The sequence below is a fragment of the Pseudoalteromonas sp. APC 3893 genome (assembly GCF_030408095.1).
Lineage (GTDB): Bacteria > Pseudomonadota > Gammaproteobacteria > Enterobacterales > Alteromonadaceae > Pseudoalteromonas.
In genome coordinates, this window is sequence record NZ_JASDCD010000003.1 from 183,263 (window position 1) to 205,099 (window position 21,837).

Annotated in this window: 25 protein-coding genes; 12 read left to right on the forward strand and 13 right to left on the reverse strand. The window is 38.9% G+C overall.

The genetic code is table 11. The features are described 5' to 3' along the window. Positions 1-3 precede the first annotated feature (3 nt). Positions 4-459, reverse strand: a complete 456-nt coding sequence (locus QMA12_RS06840; protein WP_087530821.1) for a GNAT family N-acetyltransferase — start codon at positions 457-459, stop codon at positions 4-6. A 62-nt stretch (positions 460-521) separates the two neighbouring features. After that, positions 522-1,265, reverse strand: coding sequence for a sporulation protein (locus tag QMA12_RS06845; RefSeq protein WP_087530822.1), 744 nt, complete (start codon positions 1,263-1,265; stop codon positions 522-524). A 266-nt stretch (positions 1,266-1,531) separates the two neighbouring features. Here QMA12_RS06845 and QMA12_RS06850 point away from each other — a divergent pair, with 266 nt between their 5' ends. From QMA12_RS06850 to QMA12_RS06860, 3 genes are all read left to right on the forward strand, one after another. After that, positions 1,532-3,103 carry a cation:proton antiporter family protein gene (locus QMA12_RS06850; RefSeq protein ID WP_087530823.1) on the forward strand — a complete coding sequence of 524 codons (1,572 nt, stop codon included), beginning with the start codon at positions 1,532-1,534 and terminating at the stop codon, positions 3,101-3,103. Positions 3,104-3,400: 297 nt separating this feature from the next. Continuing rightward, positions 3,401-3,682, forward strand: coding sequence for a hypothetical protein (locus tag QMA12_RS06855; RefSeq protein ID WP_087530824.1), 282 nt, complete (start codon positions 3,401-3,403; stop codon positions 3,680-3,682). Between the two features lie 108 nt (positions 3,683-3,790). Next, positions 3,791-4,012 (forward strand): DUF3820 family protein, encoded by a 222-nt coding sequence (locus QMA12_RS06860; RefSeq protein ID WP_087530825.1) that lies wholly within the window; start codon positions 3,791-3,793, stop codon positions 4,010-4,012. 96 nt (positions 4,013-4,108) lie between these two features. Here QMA12_RS06860 and QMA12_RS06865 read toward each other — a convergent pair whose 3' ends face one another. The 5 genes from QMA12_RS06865 to ilvY all read right to left on the reverse strand — a co-directional run bounded on the left by QMA12_RS06865 (position 4,109) and on the right by ilvY (position 8,339). Further along, complete coding sequence (locus tag QMA12_RS06865) at positions 4,109-5,350, reverse strand: ATP-binding protein (protein ID WP_087530826.1); 1,242 nt, start codon at positions 5,348-5,350, stop codon at positions 4,109-4,111. A 6-nt stretch (positions 5,351-5,356) separates the two neighbouring features. Further along, positions 5,357-6,049: a response regulator gene (locus QMA12_RS06870; protein ID WP_087530940.1), complete on the reverse strand. Its 693-nt coding sequence runs from the start codon at positions 6,047-6,049 to the stop codon at positions 5,357-5,359. A gap of 14 nt (positions 6,050-6,063) precedes the next feature. Continuing rightward, the gene (locus QMA12_RS06875) at positions 6,064-6,450 is read right to left on the reverse strand and encodes a DUF3019 domain-containing protein (protein ID WP_087530827.1); all 387 of its coding nucleotides are present in this window, start codon (positions 6,448-6,450) and stop codon (positions 6,064-6,066) included. A 1-nt stretch (position 6,451) separates the two neighbouring features. Continuing rightward, positions 6,452-7,309 carry a MipA/OmpV family protein gene (locus QMA12_RS06880; protein WP_290209653.1) on the reverse strand — a complete coding sequence of 286 codons (858 nt, stop codon included), beginning with the start codon at positions 7,307-7,309 and terminating at the stop codon, positions 6,452-6,454. Positions 7,310-7,415: 106 nt separating this feature from the next. Further along, complete coding sequence (gene ilvY, locus QMA12_RS06885; protein ID WP_290209654.1) at positions 7,416-8,339, reverse strand: HTH-type transcriptional activator IlvY; 924 nt, start codon at positions 8,337-8,339, stop codon at positions 7,416-7,418. Between the two features lie 149 nt (positions 8,340-8,488). On the opposite strand from ilvY, the gene ilvC reads away from it, so the two are divergent. The 4 genes from ilvC to QMA12_RS06905 all read left to right on the forward strand — a co-directional run bounded on the left by ilvC (position 8,489) and on the right by QMA12_RS06905 (position 13,540). Continuing rightward, positions 8,489-9,961 (forward strand): ketol-acid reductoisomerase, encoded by a 1,473-nt coding sequence (gene ilvC, locus QMA12_RS06890; RefSeq protein ID WP_087530830.1) that lies wholly within the window; start codon positions 8,489-8,491, stop codon positions 9,959-9,961. A 219-nt stretch (positions 9,962-10,180) separates the two neighbouring features. After that, positions 10,181-12,094, forward strand: a complete 1,914-nt coding sequence (locus QMA12_RS06895) for a methyl-accepting chemotaxis protein (protein WP_290209655.1) — start codon at positions 10,181-10,183, stop codon at positions 12,092-12,094. Positions 12,095-12,180: 86 nt separating this feature from the next. Next, a complete protein-coding gene (locus QMA12_RS06900) occupies positions 12,181-13,374 on the forward strand; it encodes a hypothetical protein (protein ID WP_290209656.1) in 1,194 nt (397 codons plus the stop codon). Then, entirely contained in the window at positions 13,364-13,540 is a 177-nt protein-coding gene (locus QMA12_RS06905) for a hypothetical protein (RefSeq protein ID WP_290209658.1), read from the forward strand. The genes QMA12_RS06900 and QMA12_RS06905 overlap by 11 nt, the downstream gene beginning before the upstream one ends. Here QMA12_RS06905 and QMA12_RS06910 read toward each other — a convergent pair. Continuing rightward, entirely contained in the window at positions 13,509-13,790 is a 282-nt protein-coding gene (locus QMA12_RS06910) for a GIY-YIG nuclease family protein (protein ID WP_087530941.1), read from the reverse strand. The two genes, QMA12_RS06905 and QMA12_RS06910, sit on opposite strands and share 32 nt — an antisense overlap. A 182-nt stretch (positions 13,791-13,972) precedes the next feature. Here QMA12_RS06910 and bamE point away from each other — a divergent pair, with 182 nt between their 5' ends. Then, positions 13,973-14,332 (forward strand): outer membrane protein assembly factor BamE, encoded by a 360-nt coding sequence (gene bamE, locus QMA12_RS06915; protein ID WP_087530833.1) that lies wholly within the window; start codon positions 13,973-13,975, stop codon positions 14,330-14,332. A 58-nt stretch (positions 14,333-14,390) separates the two neighbouring features. On the opposite strand, the gene QMA12_RS06920 is transcribed toward bamE, so the two are convergent. Both QMA12_RS06920 and QMA12_RS06925 read right to left on the reverse strand, forming a co-directional pair. Beyond that, on the reverse strand, positions 14,391-14,720 hold the full coding sequence (locus QMA12_RS06920; protein WP_087530834.1) for an RnfH family protein: 330 nt from the start codon (positions 14,718-14,720) through the stop codon (positions 14,391-14,393). Then, complete coding sequence (locus QMA12_RS06925; RefSeq protein ID WP_087530835.1) at positions 14,717-15,157, reverse strand: type II toxin-antitoxin system RatA family toxin; 441 nt, start codon at positions 15,155-15,157, stop codon at positions 14,717-14,719. Before QMA12_RS06925 ends, QMA12_RS06920 begins: the two co-directional genes overlap by 4 nt. A 143-nt stretch (positions 15,158-15,300) precedes the next feature. On the opposite strand from QMA12_RS06925, the gene smpB reads away from it, so the two are divergent. After that, positions 15,301-15,780: an SsrA-binding protein SmpB gene (gene smpB, locus QMA12_RS06930; RefSeq protein ID WP_087530942.1), complete on the forward strand. Its 480-nt coding sequence runs from the start codon at positions 15,301-15,303 to the stop codon at positions 15,778-15,780. Positions 15,781-15,964: 184 nt separating this feature from the next. Beyond that, complete coding sequence (locus QMA12_RS06935; protein ID WP_290209660.1) at positions 15,965-18,556, forward strand: TonB-dependent receptor; 2,592 nt, start codon at positions 15,965-15,967, stop codon at positions 18,554-18,556. Between the two features lie 64 nt (positions 18,557-18,620). Here the strand turns inward: QMA12_RS06935 and QMA12_RS06940 are convergent, their stop codons facing one another. Beyond that, on the reverse strand, positions 18,621-19,226 hold the full coding sequence (locus tag QMA12_RS06940) for a peroxiredoxin C (protein WP_058559809.1): 606 nt from the start codon (positions 19,224-19,226) through the stop codon (positions 18,621-18,623). Between the two features lie 258 nt (positions 19,227-19,484). After that, positions 19,485-20,198, reverse strand: coding sequence for a fatty acid metabolism transcriptional regulator FadR (gene fadR / locus QMA12_RS06945; protein WP_087530838.1), 714 nt, complete (start codon positions 20,196-20,198; stop codon positions 19,485-19,487). A 309-nt stretch (positions 20,199-20,507) separates the two neighbouring features. Here fadR and dsbB point away from each other — a divergent pair, with 309 nt between their 5' ends. Together dsbB and QMA12_RS06955 are read left to right on the forward strand one after the other, a co-directional pair. Continuing rightward, positions 20,508-21,020, forward strand: coding sequence for a disulfide bond formation protein DsbB (gene dsbB / locus QMA12_RS06950; protein ID WP_290209662.1), 513 nt, complete (start codon positions 20,508-20,510; stop codon positions 21,018-21,020). Further along, complete coding sequence (locus QMA12_RS06955) at positions 21,020-21,331, forward strand: hypothetical protein (protein ID WP_290209663.1); 312 nt, start codon at positions 21,020-21,022, stop codon at positions 21,329-21,331. The genes dsbB and QMA12_RS06955 overlap by 1 nt, the downstream gene beginning before the upstream one ends. A 46-nt stretch (positions 21,332-21,377) precedes the next feature. On the opposite strand, the gene QMA12_RS06960 is transcribed toward QMA12_RS06955, so the two are convergent. After that, a complete protein-coding gene (locus QMA12_RS06960; protein ID WP_087530841.1) occupies positions 21,378-21,677 on the reverse strand; it encodes a ComEA family DNA-binding protein in 300 nt (99 codons plus the stop codon). Positions 21,678-21,837 lie beyond the last annotated feature (160 nt).

The window sequence follows — 21,837 nt, forward strand, 5'->3', positions numbered from 1 at the left end:
CAGCTAAGCTGATGGATTTTTTAAAATCATATCTTGATGTTCAATACCGTCTTCTAAATAGGGTTGTGCAATGGCTGTAAATCCAAAACCCCGGTAAAAATCGAGTAAGTAGGTTTGCGCACCTATATATACATCTTTGCTAGGCCATTGCTCAACACATACAGCGATAGCCTGCTTCACTAGCTTTTTTGCAAACCCACTACCACGCTGTGATTCATTGATAAGTACACGTCCAATAGCACTGTACTGTTCATTCTTAACATAGCAACGGGCATATGCGCCAAGCTGCTCTTGTTGTGTCAACCAATACACGTGCCGTGTTGCACTGTGACAATCTACTTCATCTAACTCTGGGTATGCACATGCTTGTTCAACTACGAATACATCAACTCGACCTTTTGCAATAATAAATAACTCATTGGTTGTAAGAGCTGAAAATGGCTTCACCGTTAAATTCATAAAAAACCCTGATAAAAAAGCCCAGACGATACTGGGCTGTAATTAATGTGTTCATTTTAACGTTAAGCAAATAAGCGCTCAAGTTGGTCGCACAATTGCGAAAGGTTGACATGATCATGCTCTATAGTAAGGTCAACATAACCGTCACCACGAAATGCCCTGTCTAACTCAATTAAAACATGAGTTTTATGCGCTTCAGGCACAAAAGATAGCTCTACTTCTTGCAGACCAAACAAGCTACGACTGTTAGGCTTATATTCTAGCTCTTGATAACAACCTGACACTGAGCTAAATGTTGAAGCACGTAAGAAACCTTTTTCAACATCCGCTTTAACCAAACTAAAACCCAGTTTATCCATTGCTTGCATAAATGTATTAACAGCGTCGTTTGGATAAATATGTAGGTGATCTTTATCACTTGGGTCAAGCGCTAAATCAATATCTAACCCCGTTTCAAGCCAAACATGGGATTGATTATAGCCAGCGTTAATTTCTGTAATAGGTGTTTCTGAATGCAAGCGTGCTTCAAATGGAATATGCTTTTCTTGGCCTGGCTCTATTGTACCAATGTCTGTAATACGCCATTTGTCGATAACGTGATTAGTAAAATAGCTGCCATCCTCACCCTCTACTTTGACACGAGTCATAAGAGCAAGATCAAGGCCTGAAATTTCTTGGCTAACATCGCCTGCGGTTATGACGATTTGAGCATTAAACTTTTGTCCTGGTTGCAGGTGTTCAGTTTCTAAAATGGTATCAACTTTTGCTGCACCAATACCGACTGATGCAAGAATCTTTTTAAACATCTATTTCTCCTTAAGTACAACTTATCCACGACTAAAATTGCACTTAAAATCCTTTGTTAATGCATCTTAACCACATTTAAAAGCTGATGTCAGTGAAAAAATAGTGATTTCTTTAGATTTTCAGCTAAAAAATGTGAAAGAGAGTATTTTTCATACAAAGCGAACCTGATTTATGTTGTTTTCATCATCTCTTTACATACTATTTAATTTCAAAAATGTGGATCTTTCGATACACTGTAATAACAAATGAAGTCACGTTAAGTATTATGGAACTATTATATTTTGCAGCAGCTTTTGTCTGCGGTTTTGTCGTTTATCAACTTAAGCTCCCGCCATTAGTTGGCTTTTTAGTTGCAGGTTTTGCGTTAAATTTAGCAGGATTTAAAACCACTGAGTTGCTCAATACTATTGCTGATCTCGGTGTAACCTTATTGCTATTTAGCATTGGCTTAAAACTGAGAGTTGCAAACTTAATTAAGCCGCAAGTGTGGGCTCCAGCTTCATTACACATTATTATTAGTAGCTTGCTTTTTTGTGGCTTGATGCTTGTACTTGGATCACTTGCTCTGCCCTTATTTAAAGAACTGAGCTGGCAAAGCGCCTTACTAGTAGGATTTGCCTTTAGCTTTTCTAGTACCGTATTTGCTGTAAAAGTGCTTGAAGAGCGCGGTGAAATGGCCAGTCTACATGGTAAAATTGCTATTGGTATTTTAGTTATGCAAGATATCTTTGCTGTGATTTTTTTAGCCATTAGTACTGGGAAAATACCTAACGGTTGGGCAATTGCATTGTTTGTATTATTGCCTTTGCTACGCCCTGTGATGTTTTGGATATTGAATCGCTCTAAACATGGTGAGCTCTTACCCTTGTTTGGCTTCTTTTTTGCTCTAGTAATTGGCTATCATGCTTTTGAGTTTGCAGGCCTAAAAGGTGACTTAGGAGCGCTCATTATCGGCATGATTTTCGCACCGCACAGAAAAGCCAGTGAGCTTGCTAAATCACTCCTCAACTTAAAAGAAATTCTCTTAGTTGGATTTTTCTTAACCATTGGCTTAGGCGCTGAGCTGACAATTAACTCACTATTTATCGCTTTAGTTATCGTATGTGTATTGCCATTAAAAGTGGTAGTTTATTACATGCTAACCAATGTATTTAAATTACGTGCCCGCACATCTTTATTAAGTGCGTTTACGTTAACAAATTACAGTGAATTTGGTTTAATTGTATGTATGGTTGCAACAACGAGTGGTATGATCACACCAGAGTGGTTGGCGGTTATGGCTATTGCAGTGTCGCTTACATTTGTTATTGCCTCACCACTTAATAAACGATCCAATGAAATTTACGTTAAAATTGAAAAATGGCTACTACGATTTGAAAGCCCAACCCGTTTAGCAGAAGAGTTACCTGTAAATCTAAACAACACTAGAATAGTTATTTTTGGTATGGGCCGTATTGGCACCGGTGCATATGAAACAATCAATGTAACTCACCCTGGTGTTGTTGCTGGTGTAGACATTAAACCTGAAGTTGTTGACAAACATATCAGCCGAGGACGTAAAGCCCTACTCGCGGATGCGACCGATCCTGATTTTTGGCAACGAGTCAATCACTCCCATGTCGAAATGATCATGTTGGCTATGCCAAAGCATATGCAAAATATTTTTGCCCTTGAACAACTCAAAGCTTCTGGTTATCAAGGACAGGTGACTGCTATTGCAAACTACCCCGATCAGCAAAAAGAACTAGAAGAAATGGGTGTTGATTCGACCTACAACTTCTACCTAGAAGCAGGTAGTGGCTTTGCTGAACACGTTAAACAAAAATTATTTTCTTAATGGAAAACACTAAGGAAAAATAGTTATTAGCACCAAACAGGGAACTGATAACTATTTTTATTTAATATTCATTGAGTTATATCTAGTCAGCTAAAACTGCTTATTTTAAGTACCCATTATAAAGTCAAGTGCATTTACAAAGCTTTACATCCAAATTGGCTTTCCCCCCGTAAAACAGAGTAAACTGCGGTCATTGATAATTCGTAAGTATCTATTTTTAACACAGAAATTAATTTTTTATGTGCACATAAACATAGTCAATTATTTTTTAATTTTTGCAATGTTAAAGGTTTTTCTATGAAATATAAGTTGAGTTTACAGTTTTCAGCAGTGGCTGATGATTCCAAAACCTCTAAACTAGTCGAGCTGCAAAATCGCCTAGACGAAATGCAAAATAATGGAATGACAGCGATGACTATGCGTGATGTGCTTTTCCATAAAATGCTTGATGTGTATCAAGTACCAAGTGATCACTTTTTACGGAAAAGTGAAACACCGCAGCGTATTGACGACCCATCAATCATTAATCGCTTAAAGCAATTAGGCTTTGTAAAAAAACCAAGTTATCAAATTCATTAAGTAAACAGCGAGGCCTACTCTCTCGCTTTAAATAGGCTGTTTCTTGCCCGTCACAGCCTATTTTCTTATAATAAGCTAACCGACTAATTATACTTGTCTAAGTTGAAAATGGATCCCGATCTACTTAAAAGTGCCATCAATACAAAAATGCCATTTGGTAAATACGCTGGCCGCCCTTTACTATTACTACCCGAACCCTATTTAGTATGGTTTAAACAACAAGGCTTTCCAGCAGGACAACTTGGTAGCCAATTAGCCATGATGTATGAAGTCAAACTTAATGGCTTGGAAGAAATGTTAATGCCACTTTTAAAAAATAAAAAATATTAATTTTAAAATGAACTTATCAATAAGGTCTTAGTCTATTACTTTGCTACTTGTTGATTTTGGTTTAAACCATGAAAAAGCGCCTAATTGGCGCTTTTTTTATTGCTGCTTATTCAATCGAACTGTTAGTTTCGCGCCACCAAAAGAAGAGTTGCTAACCTCACAGTTCCCTTGGTGCCAAGAAACAATTTTAGCCACAATTGCTAGACCTAAACCAAAGCCACCGGTTTTTTTATCTCGACTTTTATCTAACCGTGCAAAGGGTTTAAATACTTCCTCCCATTGCGATTTTTCTATACCTTGGCCATCATCTTCTACAATAAGTAAAATACTTTGAGGCTCTTCTACAAGACTAATTTTAACTTGGTGCTGTGCATACTTAAGCGCATTGCCTATCAAATTTTGAATGCAACGCGCGATAAAGTGACTATCACACAAATAAACATAATGTTGCGGTAAGTTTGTCACTAATTGTACCTCGGTAGCAAAATCAAGTTTAGTGATCACGCTATGCACTAATTGCACTAAGTCACATTGCTGCATTGTCATATTTGGCTGTTGACTATCAAGGCGAGCATAATCTAACATCTCTTTTACTAAAGACTCCAACTCAATAATGTCTAACTGCATAGTATCAATATAATCGAACGATTTTTCATCGGTTATGCGTTCTTCTAGCATGGCCAGTGCAAACTTTAATCGAGCTAAAGGCGTCCTAAATTCGTGTGAAACTGATGAAGTAAGTTCTTGATGAGCGTTCAATAAGTGCTGAATACGAAGCTGCATCGCGCTTAACGTGTCTGTAATAGGCAAAAAGAACGACTTTGATGATTCACTTAACTCAAAATCTTGTGAGCCATCAACCGCTTCACAAGCTTGTCGCAATTTGGAAAAGTCACGCCACAGTAGGAAGCTCCACAAACCAACTGGGATACCTACTACACACAGTAGTAATAAATAAGGCCATACGGAAGAAAACGCAGGTGCTGAGACGTCTATAGGACCAATTTGCAATAACCGCTCACTATCGAGTGCGACATACCAAATAGCGCGCTGTTGCTGATCAAATAGATAGATATACTGCTTATTTTGTAATGTCTGTTGTTGAACTTCTGGCAGGACTAAATCTTGCTTTGGTACTATATTGCTGCCGAAGTTTGCCGATATATGGGCAACACCTTGTTCTGTTTGAGCTAGTAGCCAAAGGGATTGACCAAACTCATCATCGAGAGATAATTGTTGTTGCGAGTCTTCATAGGGCCAAAGCTGTTCAATAACCCCACTAACTAGAAACAGGGAAACTATAATATACAAATATAAACTTGCGAACAGTTTCCCCATTAACGATTATAAGCCCCACGCATCTGAGACAAATAAGTAACCCTGTCCCCAGACAGTTTTGATACGATAAGGCTTATCGCTATTATCACCTAGCTTTTTGCGAATACGAGATACTCGTACGTCTACGGTGCGGTCTAAACCATCATACTGGCGCCCTATCATGTGCTGATGTACATGCTCACGACTTAACACTTCACCTGCATTTGATGCTAATAACCAAAGTAACTCAAATTCATGAGAAGTCAGTGTAATTTCATTGTTTTTTAAGCGTACAATTCGGCTGGTTTTATCAATATTCAAATCACCAAATTGAAGCTCTTCAGGCACTTTAATTGTTGCTTGACCACGTCTAAGTAAAGCACTAATACGGGCTAACAAAACACGAGGCTCAACAGGCTTAATTACGTAATCATCCGCGCCTAACTCTAACCCTATTACTTGGTCAAAATCCTCACCTTTTGCAGTAAGCATCAAAATAGGCAAACTAAATTTATCTCGCACTTGGCGACACACGCTAAAGCCGTCTTTGCCTGGCAACATAACATCTAGAATCATTAAATCTATTTGGTTGTTTTCAAGGTAGTCAAATACCTCATCACCACGGTCAAGTACCGCAACTTCAAGGCCATTACTTTCTAAGTAATCTCGCGTTAATTGCTGTAATCCTAAATCATCTTCAACGAGTAAAATTTTTGCCATTTGCAGCTCCAGAATTAAAAAAAGCTCCACGGAGAACGTAACCTGCGCCGAGTAGTTTTAGCATGAGTGCTTTGTACTTCAATGCTTGCGGCCGCTATAGGTTTTTCCGTGTGAGAATTGATCAAGGAGTATATGGTTTCAACCTGAACATGCGCTTTATATTCAAAGTGAGTAAATTGCATTTTTTGCCAGCATTTTAACTGTTGCTTTTGCTGATACAAACACACGTCCATTGCCTGCGGCAATGTGATTGTAAACTTTAAATCAAGATCACAAAAATCTTGTTGTTCTGAAACCACACAGACTTTGGGTGATACGCTAAGCTTACCTTTTTTTGCAACTGCATTACTTGGCCAAAAAACCAAAAATACAGTGTACACAGCACAATGTAGATACTTCATATTAAAAAATATGATCAATTCCTATAAAAGCAGTCATTGAATACGTTTGCTCGAACAGCGGACTGTCATCTAAAGCAGAATAATCATAATATGCCAAATGAAAACGCACTGAATTGGCCTCACTTAATGGCCAGCGGGCGTCTATTTTAGCATAAGGCTGCCAGCTACTACCAACAGCAATTGCACCATATGGGCTTTCTTTTTCTGCTAAACCATAAAAATAGTCATTCAGTTTGGCTGATTTATACCAAATACCTAGACTTGGCTTTATTTGTAGTTCACCTAGTTTACGGTGCATCTGCCATTGTAACGCTGTGCGCCACCCTTCATACACGCCAGACACATCAGCCAAAGTCTGTATAGAAAACACATGTTTTTGGTACATATAATGATAGCTTAACCCCGCATCCAATGCCCACTTCCGTTTATTTAATTCATTTATCGCTATTTTTGGCTGTTGTTCTGATTGCTCATTTTGCGCAAAACTTAATGAGTTCGATGTCGATAAAGCGAATATGTTGCTTGGGTGCCAATCAACAAAAAAGCGCGTTTCGGGATTTAATTCAGCAACGAGGTTAAATACATGGGGTGAGTCAGGTTTTAAACTGTAACCAATACGGCCGTTATCAAAAAAGAATTGTTCGGCGTAATAAGCAACTTCAGGGAGCAATACTAAAGGTAAATCATCACCACCTTGCAATGGGTTAGTCATAACACCTAGCCCAGTATTTAAACTGAGGTGCCACTGCCCTGTGGTAATATTCTGGCTAGGATCAACTTCGGATTGTTGTGCAAAAGATGCAGTCACAAGGCCAAAAGAGATACTAACTATCCCCAAAATATAAGTTATCAACTTCATTGTTTTTCTTATATAGATTAGAACTACTGATAACGCCATAATAGCAAGGTATTAATCACTTATCCCTAACTGATTACAATCATTCACACTTTTGATACATATGTACTTAAATCATATTTAGCGAAGTACTATTTATTTCCTTCAACTCTTGCGCAATATCCCACAATGCTGTTAAGGCTGGATCACTGAGCTCTTTTTTTAGTACAGCAAGTCCTACCTCAAAGCCTGCTGGTGCTTCACATTGATCGTTAATTATTTGAACTTTATCTTTTAGTGGGGAGTTGTCTAATACGATCTTTGGCACCATGGCAATGCCCAAGCCCAAGCTCACCATGGAGACCATGGCTTCATGACCAGCCACCTGAGCATAAATTTTTGCGTTAATATTATTTTTACTCCACCAATGTTCTAATCGCTGTCGAGTAAAGCCTTGCTCAGGAACAATAAACTCTAACTGTGACCAGTTGATAGTATTGCTAAAATTGGCCAGTTTTTCAGTAATGCTACATGGGCTTCTAGGCGCTATAAAAACCAATGAAGAATAACCAATACTGGCAAAAGCGATTTGTGCGGGTAGCCTATCTGGTTTGGCAGCAATGGCCATCTCTTCGTGAGAATCTAATACGCGATTAATAGCTAAAGCAGGGTCACCTGTGTTGAGCTTTATTTCAATATGTTGATGCTTCAGCCGCAGCTGCTCTAATATTTGATGTAGAAAGCTATAAGAAGCCGTTACAGAGCAATAGATACTCACTTTACCATAAATTAATTGTTCAGGATCTTGCATATTGGTACGAAAACGTTGCCAATTAGCCAGTGTCGCATTGGCATAATCAATAAATGACTCCCCTTCTCGTGTTAATTTAACACTACGGTTATCTCGACTAAATAAGGCAACACCTACTTCCTCTTCAAGCTGTTTAATATTGCGACTTAATGTCGGCGCACTAATATGGCAAAGCTCACTAGCACGAGCAAAATGTAGCGTTTTAGCTAACACCAAAAAATAATCTAAACGTTTATGATCCATTTTATAAAGCTCTACAACAACATTTCATTTTATGAAACACTTTAATGCAAATATATCATTTTACGCAAGGATGAATTTTACTTATGGTAACTACAAGCAAGACCAAATGAGCTTGCATCTAACAAATATGAATATATAGGATACTAACAATGGCGAATTATTTTAATACTCTACCTTTACGCGAGCAATTAGCTCAATTAGCACAGTGTGAATTTATGGACCCTGCTGAGTTTGCTGATGGTGTACAAGCACTAAAAGGTAAGAAGCTGGTTATTGTTGGCTGTGGTGCACAAGGTTTAAATCAAGGCCTTAACTTACGTGACTCAGGCCTTGATGTTTCTTATACATTACGTGATTCAGCAATCAGTGAGCGCCGCCAATCATTTCTAAACGCCTCTGAAAATGGCTTTACAGTAGGAACTTATGAGGAATTAATTCCTACTGCTGATGTAGTACTTAATTTAACACCAGATAAGCAGCACACAGCAGTTGTCAGTGCAATTATGCCAATGATGAAACAAGGCTCTACGCTTGCTTATTCACATGGTTTCAACATTGTTGAAGAAGGCATGCAAGTCCGTGACGATATTACCGTTATTATGGTTGCCCCGAAATGCCCAGGCTCTGAAGTACGTGAAGAATATAAACGTGGTTTTGGTGTTCCAACACTTATTGCCGTACACCCTGAAAACGACCCTCAAGGCCATGGCTTAGCACAAGCAAAAGCCTATGCGGCAGGCACTGGTGGCCATAGAGCCGGTGTACTGAAATCATCATTCATTGCTGAAGTAAAATCTGACTTAATGGGCGAGCAAACTATCCTATGCGGTATGTTACAAACCGGTTCAATTTTATGTTTCGATAAAATGATCGAAAACGATATTGAGCCAGGCTATGCATCTAAGTTAATTCAATACGGTTGGGAAGTGATCACTGAAGCACTTAAGTATGGTGGCGTAACAAATATGCTTGATCGCTTATCAAACCCAGCAAAAGTAAAAGCGTTTGAATTAAGTGAGCAGCTCAAAGAGATCATGCGCCCACTTTATAATAAACATCAAGATGACATCATCGACGGAACTTTCTCTCGCGTTATGATGGAAGATTGGGCAAATGATGATGCAAACCTATTAAAATGGCGCGCAGAAACAGCTGAAACTAACTTTGAAAAAACCCCAGCTGGTGATGTTGAAATTACAGAGCAAGAATTTTTTGATAACGGTATCTTAATGGTTGCTATGGTTAAAGCAGGCGTTGAGCTTGCCTTTGAAACCATGACTGCTGCGGGCATTATTGAAGAGTCAGCGTATTATGAGTCTCTTCATGAAACGCCATTGATTGCAAATACCATTGCGCGTAAAAAACTATTTGAAATGAACCGTACTATTTCTGATACAGCAGAATACGGTTGTTACTTATATAACCATGCGTGTTTACCATTATTAGCTGATTTTATGAAAGGAATCTCTACAGATGTAATCGGTAAAGGCCTTGGTGAGCAAAGCAACCACGTGGATAACCAAACATTAATCGAGATAAACAAAGTATTACGTGAGCATCCGGTAGAAATCGTAGGTGCAAAACTACGCGGCTATATGTCTGCGATGAAAAAGATTGTTTAATTAACCCTGGACAATAAAAGTTTCGCTTGTTAGAAACCAAGCCCACACGCTTATGCTGTGGGCTTTTTCGTTATCTTTCATACTTTTTACATTTAGCTTTAACTAATTAACCTAATATAAGTTAAAATCATCATTTTCCTCTTTCAAAAACTATCAACATCGTGCTGTTATAATAGTGTGCTAAAATAACTATCCAAAGTAGTAAATAAACACAAAATTATGTTCTTACAACGCACCCCTATTCCGCAAAAGATTACACTTTTAGGTATCTGCATTGCCCTGCTCGTCGCAGCTTTAATTGGACTTACATCCATTTATAGTGCAAAAAAAATCATTGAACAACGTATGATTGGCTCAGAGCTGCCCAGTAAAGTACAGGCTATCAACAACTATATCAGCATAGAAATAAATCTATTAAAAAATGCTGCTCAGCAAATTTCTAGCAATCGATTCATTCTCAATTGGGCCGCTAGCAATGACACTAATGATGAAGTTTTAATCGAAGAATTAAAACGCGTCCAACGTCAATACAACTTAGCCACAGCATCTTGGGCAAACCGTGAAAGTGCACAATATTGGAATCAAGATGGCTTTTTACGAATACTAAATAATCAACAAGATGCATGGTTTTATAACTTTAAGCAGAGTAAACAAGCATTTTCTATCAGCATTTTTCAAGAAAGCGAAAATGACGTAAAAATGTTTATTAACCACCAGCAGCCTAACGGGGTTGGCTTAGCAGGACTTGCAAAAAGTATTTCAGCCATGCAGGCACTACTCAACCAGTTTAAGATAGAACAAACTGGGTTTGTATTTATCACCGATAATGAAGGGTTAGTAAAACTTCATGCCGATGCCGATAAGGTAGCTAAAGCCCGTTTAGATAAACTATACGGCGAAGGTGTTTCAAGAAAATTATTACAAAGCGCTGATTTTAATTTATTAGAAGTTACTCTAAACGATGAAGCTTATTTTCTTGCAGCTAGCCCAATCAAAGGAACCCAATTATTTGTAGTTGCACAAGTTGCTAAAGATGAGGTGTTTGCAGGGATCAGTGAGTTGCAATGGCAAATTATCAGCTTCGCTATTTTAATTGCATTTATCGCCTCGGTAGTTAGCTTCTTACTTGCACGTTCACTGTCGTCCCCTCTTTCAAACATGGCTGAACTATTTACTCGCTTAGGCTCAGGCGATGCTAACTTAGGCTACCGCTTGCCAGAATCAACACAGCCTGAATTAGCAAAGCTAAGTGATGGTTTTAATTTATTTATTGCTAAGATTGAAACAGCCATAGCAAAAGTTGCCAGTGAAAGTCATGAAATACGCCAAAGTTCACAACATGTGTTTGATCAAACACAGCGTAATTCACAAGCGATGGATACGCAAAAAGCTCAAACGATATCAGTAGCCGCTGCGATAAATGAAATGGGTGCAACAGTACAAGAAATAGCAAGCAGTGCAGCAACAGCTGCAAAGTTAACCGAAGATAGCAAAGCGAACACAGAGCAAAGTCATCATCAAGTTACCCAAAGCCAAATAACCATTTCTGCGTTAGCTGATGATATTGATGTGATCACGCAGCAGGTTGAGCAACTGGCACAAAAAACCATAGCGATTGCTACCATAGTCGATTCTATACGTGGGATTTCAGAGCAAACAAATTTATTGGCCTTGAATGCGGCTATTGAATCAGCTCGCGCGGGTGAACACGGTAGAGGTTTTGCAGTGGTCGCTGACGAAGTGCGTGCGCTTGCGAGTCGAACATCACAATCAACCACCGAAATACAAACGATGATAGAGGAGTTAACAACAACCTCAAGCGAAGTTGTTAGTAACATTAGTCTATCGAAAAACAAAGCACAAGATAGTGTATCTGCGATGCAAAATTCAGTGCAATTACTGACAATAATCACTAATACCGCCAATGAAATTAACGATATGGCGACTTTAATTGCTACCGCAACTGAAGAGCAAAGCAGCGTAGTCGCTGATGTAGGGCGAACTATAGAACAAATAAGTGAAATCAGTGATAAAGCAATGCAAGAACAAATCAGTACAGAGCAAGCTATTAGTGATTTAGCTAACAGCGCTCAAACTCTTGATAAACTGGTCGCAACCTTTGACAAGCGCTGAGTAAACACGCTTTGTAACAATTGAATTCTGCTCCGAGCAAAAAACAAACTATACTTGTAAAGTGTAAGATTGATTGGGGCAGAATTATGACAACATCAAACAGATTTACATACCTAGTAATAACGCTATTTATGAGCTTTATTACGGCTTGCCAAGGTACACCGAATCAAGTATTGGACGCCCCACCAAACATTAGCCAAAATCAACCATTTACTTTATTGCCTGTCGAAACTGAAGCTGAGATTTTTGAACTCAATGACGACATAAAACAGCAATTAACTACCACATTTCCAGCGAATAAACGAAACTTGCGTTCAACTCGCAAGCTACTACAATTTTTACTCGATAATGGTGACGCGTCACTGTCATATCAATCAGGTGCAACGCTTATTGCTAATCAGGCTTACAATGATTTAAATGCTAATTGTCTATCTCTGTCTATTTTAGCTTACAGTATGGCCGACTTTTTAGGTATGCACAGTCAATTTCAACAAGTGCATATTCCTGAGTATTGGGCACTAAATAAAGGGTATAATTTACTCACAGGACATATCAACCTGCGCGTGTCACCACCTCGAAATAGTGGTTCAAATATTAGTTACGTTTATACCACTGAAAGTTCATTAGTCGTTGACTTCGACCCTAACTCTCGCTCTGAGAAGTTTAAAACGAGTGCCATCTCAAAAGCACGGATTACAGCTATGTTTTATAACAATAAAGGGGTAACCGCTATGCTAAAGAAACAGCATAATACCGCGTACAGTTACTTTTTAGCAGCGACTAAAGCCGACCCCTTATACTCAGGTGCATGGGGAAACTTGGCTGTTTTTTTAAGAATTCACAACCAATTGAATAATGCAGAGCTTGCTTATAATCACGCGTTGGCAATTAATGAAAATAACAATACTGCGCTGGGGAATTTAGCATTGCTTTACCGAATTACCGAACGGCACGATCAGGCCGATAAAATTTTAACTATGCTTGATAAAAAACGCCAAGCAAACCCTTATTATCATATATCTTTAGGACATACGGCCTATCAGAATAAAGCTTACCAGGACGCAATTAAACATTACAGCAAAGCTAAGCGTCTTGATAATCAAATTCATGATAGCTACTTTGGCTTGGCAAGAACATATTTTCAGTTAGGCGACCTTAAACATGCCAATAAGCAACTACGTTTAGCTAATAAGCATGCTGACTTTGCACATGATAAAAAGCGCTACCAGTTGAAATTAAAAACATTAAGCAATATGACGGCAAAAGTGGATGGTTATTAGAGTAATAATTAAAGCAAAGATACCATTTGTATATTTTGGTATGGGGAATGATGAACACCATCACAAAGCGACTGATACCATAGAAAATATCGATCAAGCACGCTACATTGATACTGTGCTTTATATAGAAAGCTTTATTCGTCAGCTTGATTTAGTTGCGTTTTGATTGCATGCTGGGCACTGTTTACATACTCTCGCTTTTGCGCTTTGGTGAGTCGCTTTACTTTAATTTCTAACTTTGTTGCAGCACTACGACTACCAATTTGTTGTTGAAAAATTAATGTTAGCGGCCCCTTACCGCGTAAATTTTTTGCCCCTGTACCAGCTTGATGTTCAGAAAACCGCCTAGTTACATCAGTTGAAATACCAGTATACCAATGCCCAAACCGAGTTTGCACTACATACAAAGACCACATTCTTTCGTCGTCTGTTTGAGTATTTTCTAAAGCGGTTAAACTTTTAGCAGCCTTTATGGTCAAACTATCACTCCAAACATAGATAGTAAAAATTAACTGCCAAACAATTGTGCAAAAAGGTTTTACCTTAGCTGACTAATCGGTATCATGCAGTTTATAAAAAATAAGGATCCAAACTAACAATGCAGTCGTTAAAATCTCTTTCTCTTTGGTTTATTGTCGCACTTACTTTAAGCGCAACCGCAGGTTGTTCTAGTTGGGTTTACCGTATCAACATTCCTCAAGGTAACTTTTTAGAGCAAACCGATGTTGATAAACTTCGTATAAATATGACACGAGAGCAAGTAGTCTATGTATTAGGTAAACCTGTCGCTGAAGACGCTTTTGATAAAAATACATGGCACTATTTGTATTCATTCAATCTAGGCCGTGAGAATGAACAGCGTAAATCACTCACACTTAATTTTGAAAATGAAAAGCTAGTATCTTTATCTGGCGATTACAAACAACCTGAAGAGTTTAATACACCTTTAGAACAATAAACTAACTTTTATTTATTATAGTAAAAGGTTAGCAGCTGCTAACCTTTTTTGTCTAAAGCTATTTTGCTTTATCAATTGGGCGCCCACCCGTTATTTTATTAGCTCGACCTTCATCTTTGGCTTTTTCTGCACGTTTACGTCTTGCGTCTTTTGGGTCAGCAATTAAAGGTCGGTATATTTCAACTCTATCGCCCTGCTCTAGCACTTGAGTTAATTTGCACGTTCGATTCCAGATACCAAGGGTTAATTTTGATGCATCAATTTCAGGGCACTTTTCTAGTATACCTGACTTAATAACAGCTTCTTCTGCGGTACTGCCAACTGGCACCGATACCTGCAAACTCGTTGCTGTAGTTGGTAGTGCAAAAACGACTTCTACATTAATCATATTCTTGGCCCATAAACATCTTTTGCTCTTTGCGTAAACGCATTGACCATATTTTTGGCAACATCATTAAAAATTTTGCCAAACGCTAACTCGATTAGTTTACTTGAAAATTCAAACTCTAAGCGTAACTCTACTTTGCACGCACTTTCATCTAACGTGCGAAAGTGCCACTGCCCTTGAAGAGATTTAAATGGGCCATCGACTAAACGAAGAGTTACGGTATTCTCGTCAGCAAATGTGTTTTGTGTAGTGAACCACTTTTTTATTCCTGCTTTTGAAATTTCTAAGCTAGCGGTCATGGTGTTAGCTTGCTGGGTAACTATTTTTGCATCAGAACAATGTGGTAAAAATTCAGGATAAGCATCCACATCATTTACTAAGTTAAACATCTCTTTGCTGCTATACATTACTAGCGCACTTTTTTCTATTTGTGGCATACTGGCTCCCAACTGTGTGGGCGAATTTTAGCAAGCTTTGCGTTTTTCCCCAAACTTTCTAGACGCTTTATTTACATCAAATTTTATCTGCAAAATTAAAAAATCGATGTAAAAAGCAGAGCTTTACGTATAATATGGGCACTATGGCTAAGAAAAAATCATCTAAATCGACAACGAATACCATCGCGTTGAATAAAAAAGCGCGTCATGAGTATTTTTTACACGACAAGTTTGAAGCAGGTGTCGAACTGCAGGGCTGGGAAGTAAAAAGCATCCGAGCTGGCAAAGTAAATATCTCTGAAACTTATATTCACCTTAAAAATGGCGAAGCATTTTTACTTGGCAGTCAAATACAGCCTCTTAACAGTGCCTCTACCCATGTTATTTGTGACCCTATGCGTTATCGTAAGCTACTTCTAAGTAGACGAGAGCTAGATCGATTGGTAGGTGCTACCGAGCGAGACGGGTATTCATTAATTGCCACTGCCATGTATTGGAAGAAATGCTGGGTTAAACTTGAGTTTCACCTAGGTAAAGGTAAAAAAATGCATGACAAACGCGAAGACGGTAAAAATAAAGACTGGTCTCGTGAAAAAGAACGATTAATGAAACACAAAGTTTAATTCCAAAAACGCCTAACTCAGTTAGGCGTTTTTGTTTGCCTATTCAAATTCCACTCTGTTGTGATTCAATGCTTCAAAAACCGCCCAGCCAAAACAAACAATTTGATAACAACAAGTTTACATGATACTAATATTACCGGTTATAGAACCAAATATAATTATCATGACAACAAGGACTTAAAGGATGAAGCAATTACTACCATTTACACCTACCCTACTGGCAAGCATAACACTTGCTCTCTCAACTGGTTATTCTGCACATGCAAACGCAGCAGACGAAGCAAAGAAAGTCGAACGCATTGAAGTTACTGGCTCTAGAATTAAACGCACTGATATAGAAGGCCCTTCGCCTGTCCAATCAATTAGCCGCGCAGATATCGATAACATGGGTTATGACAATCTTCAGCAGCTATTAGAGCGAATGCCCGTTGCTGGTAATGGCACTTTTTCTACCCGAGGTAATAATCAAGACTCAACCGCTAATGGCTCCGCCGCAGTGTCATTACGCGGGCTTGGTGCAGATGCAACACTTGTATTAATTAATGGTCGTCGAGTGGCTATCAGTGCATTTGCCGAGAGCATCACCAACTCATTTGTAGATATCAATAGTATCCCGGTTTCTGCTATTGAACGCATTGATATTTTAAAAGACGGTGCCTCTGCGATTTATGGTTCAGACGCTGTGGCTGGTGTGGTTAATATTATTTTGAAAAAAGATATTAATGGTATTGAAGTTAATTTAGGCTACGGTGGCACTGATGGCCCTAATTATGAAGAAACCTCAGCGAGTATTGTTTGGGGTACTTCAAATGAGAAAAGCAGTGCTTCAGTCATCGTTGATTACTTTAAAAACACCTCTTTATCGTCAAGTGAAATGGGCCGATTAGGTACCGCAAATCAAGCCCCATATGGTGGCATGGATTTTCGCTCATCTCGAGGTTTCCCTGGAACATTTGATGTAAATGGCACCCAAACCCCCGACCCGAGTTGCCCTACAGATCAATTAAGTAGCAGCAATAGCTGTGTATTTGATTATGGTCCTTTTGGGTATATTTCTCCAGCTTCAGAGCGTGTTGGTGCTATCTCGCAGTTTGAATATAACTTTGATAATGGCATAACAGCTTTTATGGAACTGGCAGTACAACACAACAGCTCTATCGCAATGGGTGCACCAACGCCACTGGATAAGGATGCAGGCTTAACTGTGCCAGCTAATCACCCTAATAACCCATTTGGTCAACAAGTGGGTATCAACTTCTTTAGAACTGTAGATGCTGGTGCACGCCAATGGGATATTGAGTCTGATACCTTACGCTTTGTGGCTGGTTTAAAAGGCGAAATAAATGACTGGGGTTGGGAAGCCGCTGTACAAAAAGGCCGCAGTAAATCATTGCAAACAGGTGACCGTACTCAAGGCTGGGTAAGAACAGATTTTTTACAACAAGAAATTGACGCAGGAACTTATAACCCTTTTGGTGGCACTTATAACAACCCGGCTGTAATCGATCGTATTACAACCAGCTTAGTTCGTCGTGGCGAATCACATATGACGTCATTTGATGCCAATATAACAGGTGAAGCGTTTAGCTTTGGTGATAGCGCCGTAATGATGGCCGCGGGGATTGAGTATCGTGAAGAAGATGTCAGTGATATCCCCGATGACCAATTTCAACGCGGCTTGATTTTTGGCACCGAATCCGTTTCTGCAGCGGCTGAGCGTGACCAGTACGCAGCTTATGTTGAGTTCTCAATTCCTTTAGCTGATAGCTTAGAATTACAACTAGCTGGGCGTTATGATGATTACAGCGATTTTGGCACCACAACAAACCCTAAAGTAGCATTGCGCTGGGCACCTACGGACGAAATAACGGTTCGTGGCTCTTGGGCGCAAGGATTTAGAGCTCCTTCTTTAGCACAAGTTGGTCTGGGTCCATCAGAAAAAAGTCAATTCTTTGTTGATACCTATCGCTGTCAGGCTACTGGTCTTGACTGTGATGCCCTTGATTACAATATTCAATTTGCAGGTAATCCTGATTTACAAGCCGAAGAGTCTGAGTCATGGAACGTTGGCTTTATTTGGGCTCCTACAGCAGATCTTGGTTTAAGTATCGATGTGTGGAGTATAACTCAAGACAATAAAATTGATGAGCAAGGATTTGGTCCTATCTATGATGCAGAATGTGATAATCAAAACAGTACTATCTGTGTTCGTTTGGCCCCATCTGGAAACGAAACCCTTGGAGTGATACAAAAAATTCACAGTACTTTTGAGAATGTCTCTTCACAAGAAGTATCTGGTATCGACTTCTCGGCAAACTATAATCATTCATTGGATGAGTTAGGGTTACTTAAATTCAATTTAGAATGGGCGTACCAAAATAAATTTGAAAAAGATGGCCGTGATTATACTGGTGAATATGGCTATCCAGAGCACCGTGGGATCTTTTCAACTAATTGGGAATTAGGTGAATTTAACACCAATGTAAATATCAGTTATGTTGAGGAGTTTGAAGATACCCCTGATATTGATTTTGATGGCACGCTCGATTTCGATAGCAACACATCGAGAATGGTTGACTCACAAGTGCTGGTTGATTTACAAACTGCTTATCGCATTACTGAATCAACCAAAGTATCAATTGGGGTTAACAACTTATTTGACGAAGAACCACCGTTTGCTATTGGCGATGGTGATAGCGACTTGTATGGCTACGCATCAGCAGTGCACAATCCTAGAGGACGTTACATTTACACAAAAGTGTCGTTCTCATTCTAAAAGTAAAGATAACAAAAAACCCGCCTAATTGGCGGGTTTTTTATAGTCAAAATAAAGGTCTAAATTATAGATCGCCTTCGTTTTCAGATAGGAATTTTGCAACCCCTGCAGGGCTTGCGTCCATACCTTTTTTACCTTCAGTCCAACCAGCAGGACATACTTCGCCGTGCTCGCTGTGGAACGCTAGTGCGTCAACCATACGTAACATTTCATCGATATTACGGCCAAGCGGTAAATCGTTAACTACTTGGTGACGTACATTACCTTCTTCGTCGATTAGGAATGAACCACGAAATGCAACGCCAGCTTCTGGGTGCTCAACGTCATACGCTTTACAGATTTCGTGTTTAACGTCTGCAACTAGTGCATATTTAACTTCACCGATACCGCCGTCTGCAACAGCTGTCTTACGCCATGCGTTGTGCGAGAATTGTGAATCGATTGAAACACCGATTACTTCAACGCCACGCTTTTGAAACTCTTCATAACGCTTGTCAAAAGCAATTAGTTCAGAAGGACATACGAAAGTGAAATCGAGTGGGTAAAAGAAGATAACTGCTTTTTTACCTTTGATTGTTTCGTGAAGATTGTAGCTATCTACGATCTCGCCGTTACCTAGTACTGCTGCAGCGGTAAAGTCTGGTGCCTGGCGGCCTACTAATACACCCATTTTATTCTCCAAATATTTAGGTTTATTTCTAATTGCTTACGCAATGCTTGCTTTATTATGGGATCTAAAAATTAAATACCAAGGGCTAGCACGCATAATTGTCGAAATATTTTAGGGGTAATCAGAACAAATAGACAATCAGATTTTCAAATCACAGCAATCGAAAATATAGAATACTTAAATACGCAGCAATCACGCAGTAAACACGCACAAAAAAACCTGTAAAAACAGGCTTTTTATTCTTTAATGCTTTGATAGTTAATCCATAATATCTTCTGGCATATCACCGCGAATTTCTTGCCAAATTTCACCTGTCTGGTGACCATATTTACGCATCATAGAAATAGCGCCATCATGCTCTCGGTTTTCAGCTAAAGTCGTCAAGTCTTTATAAAATTGACGTGCTAGCTGGCGAGTGCCGGGATCTGAAAAGTAATGGCAACCAATTTTGGAGTAAAAGCCTTTAAAGCCATTTAAAATTAGTACGTATATACGGTTGTTACCTGCAACCGCTAATTCGTGATGAACTTTATAATCATAATCGGCAAATGCTTGCGCGCTGTCTTCTAACTCATCACTTTGTGAGAGTATTTCAATGACACGCTCTGGCGCTAGTTTAATTGCAGCACGCGTATAGATTGCACTGATATTAGTACGTGCAGAAAGCAGTTGATCAGTAAGCTCTGGCATTTTGTCTTCATCAAGACGAGCGAGTGTTTCAAGAATATTTAAGCCAGATGTTTCCCAAAAATTATTTACTCGTGTGGGTTTACCATGTTGAATTGTTAACCAACCATCACGTGCTAAACGCTGCAGCACTTCACGTAATGTAGTACGCGTAACACCGATTAGCTCTGATAACTCGCGTTCAGCAGGAAGTATAGAGCCTGGAGGGAAATCACCATTCCAGATTGATTCAACAATATACTCTTCTGCAAATCCAGCTGGACTTTTCGCTTTAAAAATTCTCATTCAATTCCCACTCGAGTTATCAATATTACTTCACTTAAACACTATTAACTGACTGATTGTACCAGACGAAGCAAAACTAACAAGTAAAGTAACTCAGAACTCAGCTATTTTTCAGGTTTGTGCAATGCAGATAATAAATAGCCAATGAATTAGAACATAACAAAACCTAGACAAACGCATACACCCACATTTAATAAAGCAAATTTAGTAAACTTTACATGATTTTAAGCACTCCAGTAAGGTTTATCCTTGCACCTTGATTAATGACTAAGCCATAATCTCACTATAAAATAGTTAAACGGAACTCTTATGAATTGGTTAGCAAATTTAGCACACAAACGTACGCCTTGGGTTTTATTAGCATTGACTGCTTTTACATTTGAAGTTATTGCTTTATTTTTCCAATATCAAATGGGCTTAGAGCCTTGTATCATGTGTATATATCAACGCACAGCGATGCTCGGGCTATTAATCGCGGGGATTATTGGAGCGATTAATCCTAGTAACATACTAATACGTATTACTGCATTCACTAGCTGGGCTGGTGCGAGTATTTGGGGATTTTTATTAGCCCGTGAACATATTGATATGCAAACAACAACCGACCCATTCGCATTTAGCTGTGAATTTGAGCCTAACTTTCCCGTGCCATTACATGAATGGATCCCACAATTTTTCGCTGCAACAGGTGATTGCGGTAATATTGATTGGCAATTTTTAGGTTTAAGTATGCCCGCGTGGATGGAAATTATCTTTGGCTTGATCAGCTTAGTTTTAATCGTGGTTGTTTTTTCACGCCTAATGATTAAGAAGAGCGTCTAATGTTTGCGTTTTTTTCAAGCCAAGTTAAGCAATTGCAGCACCTTAAAGTACGTCAACGCCAACACATAATTGCAGTTGCATTATCAATGCTTTCACCACTGCAAAAAATCAGCTTACGTATTGTCAAGTTGCTGTTACTCACACCTGTATTCGCCTCGCTTATTTATATTGAAGGTTGGTTAATGTTAGCTGCTTTATTAGTAGCAGGTTTAAGCTATCCGTTATTAACCACGCCCGTTGAAATTGCATTTGCCAAGCCTTTTATAGCCGATGCATTAAAGCTACAAGAAGGGAAACAAGGCGAATATTAATTCGCCTTATATTCTAAAGTAATTAACCTGTAACTTAGCTATAAGCTTAGATTTTAATTTTGCCGTCTAACTTTGCCAGCAATTTATCACCAATGCCCTTCACGTTCGTTAAATCTGCAACTGATTTAAATTCTCCTTGTTTTGTACGATAGTCAATAATAGCGCGCGCCTTTGACTTACCAATACCAGGTAACTGCATCAGTTGCTCTACACTGGCTTTATTTACATTGATACTCTCAAGCTTTTTTACCGCCTGACTAGCTGGTGCAGACTTAGTATCACTCGCATAACTTGGGCTTATAAAACCTAAACAGACTAGTACAACTACTAAACTTAGTAACTTCATGTTTTCCTCCGTGATATCCATACATGGACTCAATTAATAGTAAATGTTTACGACACCCTTTTAAGCAATATAAAAACCATTAGGTACTAAAAAAGTGTGACTCTATAAATAAAGTAAAGAGCAATTACTTTGTCAACTGTACCTATAATAAAAAATAAAA

Bases quoted from the DNA above. Each gene is read 5' to 3' on its own strand.
- QMA12_RS06905 (WP_290209658.1), top strand. From the start codon at position 13,364: ATGGTTATTAGAGTAATAATTAAAGCAAAGATACCATTTGTATATTTT.
- QMA12_RS06870 (WP_087530940.1), bottom strand. From the start codon at position 6,049: ATGGCAAAAATTTTACTCGTTGAAGATGATTTAGGATTACAGCAATTA.
- QMA12_RS06860 (WP_087530825.1), top strand. From the start codon at position 3,791: ATGGATCCCGATCTACTTAAAAGTGCCATCAATACAAAAATGCCATTT.
- QMA12_RS06865 (WP_087530826.1), bottom strand. From the start codon at position 5,350: ATGGGGAAACTGTTCGCAAGTTTATATTTGTATATTATAGTTTCCCTG.
- QMA12_RS06850 (WP_087530823.1), top strand. From the start codon at position 1,532: ATGGAACTATTATATTTTGCAGCAGCTTTTGTCTGCGGTTTTGTCGTT.
- QMA12_RS06960 (WP_087530841.1), bottom strand. From the start codon at position 21,677: ATGAAGTTACTAAGTTTAGTAGTTGTACTAGTCTGTTTAGGTTTTATA.
- QMA12_RS06920 (WP_087530834.1), bottom strand. From the start codon at position 14,720: ATGATTAATGTAGAAGTCGTTTTTGCACTACCAACTACAGCAACGAGT.
- QMA12_RS06845 (WP_087530822.1), bottom strand. From the start codon at position 1,265: ATGTTTAAAAAGATTCTTGCATCAGTCGGTATTGGTGCAGCAAAAGTT.
- QMA12_RS06900 (WP_290209656.1), top strand. From the start codon at position 12,181: ATGACAACATCAAACAGATTTACATACCTAGTAATAACGCTATTTATG.
- QMA12_RS06925 (WP_087530835.1), bottom strand. From the start codon at position 15,157: ATGCCACAAATAGAAAAAAGTGCGCTAGTAATGTATAGCAGCAAAGAG.
- QMA12_RS06910 (WP_087530941.1), bottom strand. From the start codon at position 13,790: ATGTGGTCTTTGTATGTAGTGCAAACTCGGTTTGGGCATTGGTATACT.
- dsbB (WP_290209662.1), top strand. From the start codon at position 20,508: ATGAATTGGTTAGCAAATTTAGCACACAAACGTACGCCTTGGGTTTTA.
- QMA12_RS06935 (WP_290209660.1), top strand. From the start codon at position 15,965: ATGAAGCAATTACTACCATTTACACCTACCCTACTGGCAAGCATAACA.
- ilvY (WP_290209654.1), bottom strand. From the start codon at position 8,339: ATGGATCATAAACGTTTAGATTATTTTTTGGTGTTAGCTAAAACGCTA.
- QMA12_RS06955 (WP_290209663.1), top strand. From the start codon at position 21,020: ATGTTTGCGTTTTTTTCAAGCCAAGTTAAGCAATTGCAGCACCTTAAA.
- QMA12_RS06855 (WP_087530824.1), top strand. From the start codon at position 3,401: ATGAAATATAAGTTGAGTTTACAGTTTTCAGCAGTGGCTGATGATTCC.
- QMA12_RS06875 (WP_087530827.1), bottom strand. From the start codon at position 6,450: ATGAAGTATCTACATTGTGCTGTGTACACTGTATTTTTGGTTTTTTGG.
- ilvC (WP_087530830.1), top strand. From the start codon at position 8,489: ATGGCGAATTATTTTAATACTCTACCTTTACGCGAGCAATTAGCTCAA.
- bamE (WP_087530833.1), top strand. From the start codon at position 13,973: ATGCAGTCGTTAAAATCTCTTTCTCTTTGGTTTATTGTCGCACTTACT.
- QMA12_RS06840 (WP_087530821.1), bottom strand. From the start codon at position 459: ATGAATTTAACGGTGAAGCCATTTTCAGCTCTTACAACCAATGAGTTA.
- QMA12_RS06940 (WP_058559809.1), bottom strand. From the start codon at position 19,226: ATGGGTGTATTAGTAGGCCGCCAGGCACCAGACTTTACCGCTGCAGCA.
- fadR (WP_087530838.1), bottom strand. From the start codon at position 20,198: ATGAGAATTTTTAAAGCGAAAAGTCCAGCTGGATTTGCAGAAGAGTAT.
- QMA12_RS06895 (WP_290209655.1), top strand. From the start codon at position 10,181: ATGTTCTTACAACGCACCCCTATTCCGCAAAAGATTACACTTTTAGGT.
- QMA12_RS06880 (WP_290209653.1), bottom strand. From the start codon at position 7,309: ATGAAGTTGATAACTTATATTTTGGGGATAGTTAGTATCTCTTTTGGC.
- smpB (WP_087530942.1), top strand. From the start codon at position 15,301: ATGGCTAAGAAAAAATCATCTAAATCGACAACGAATACCATCGCGTTG.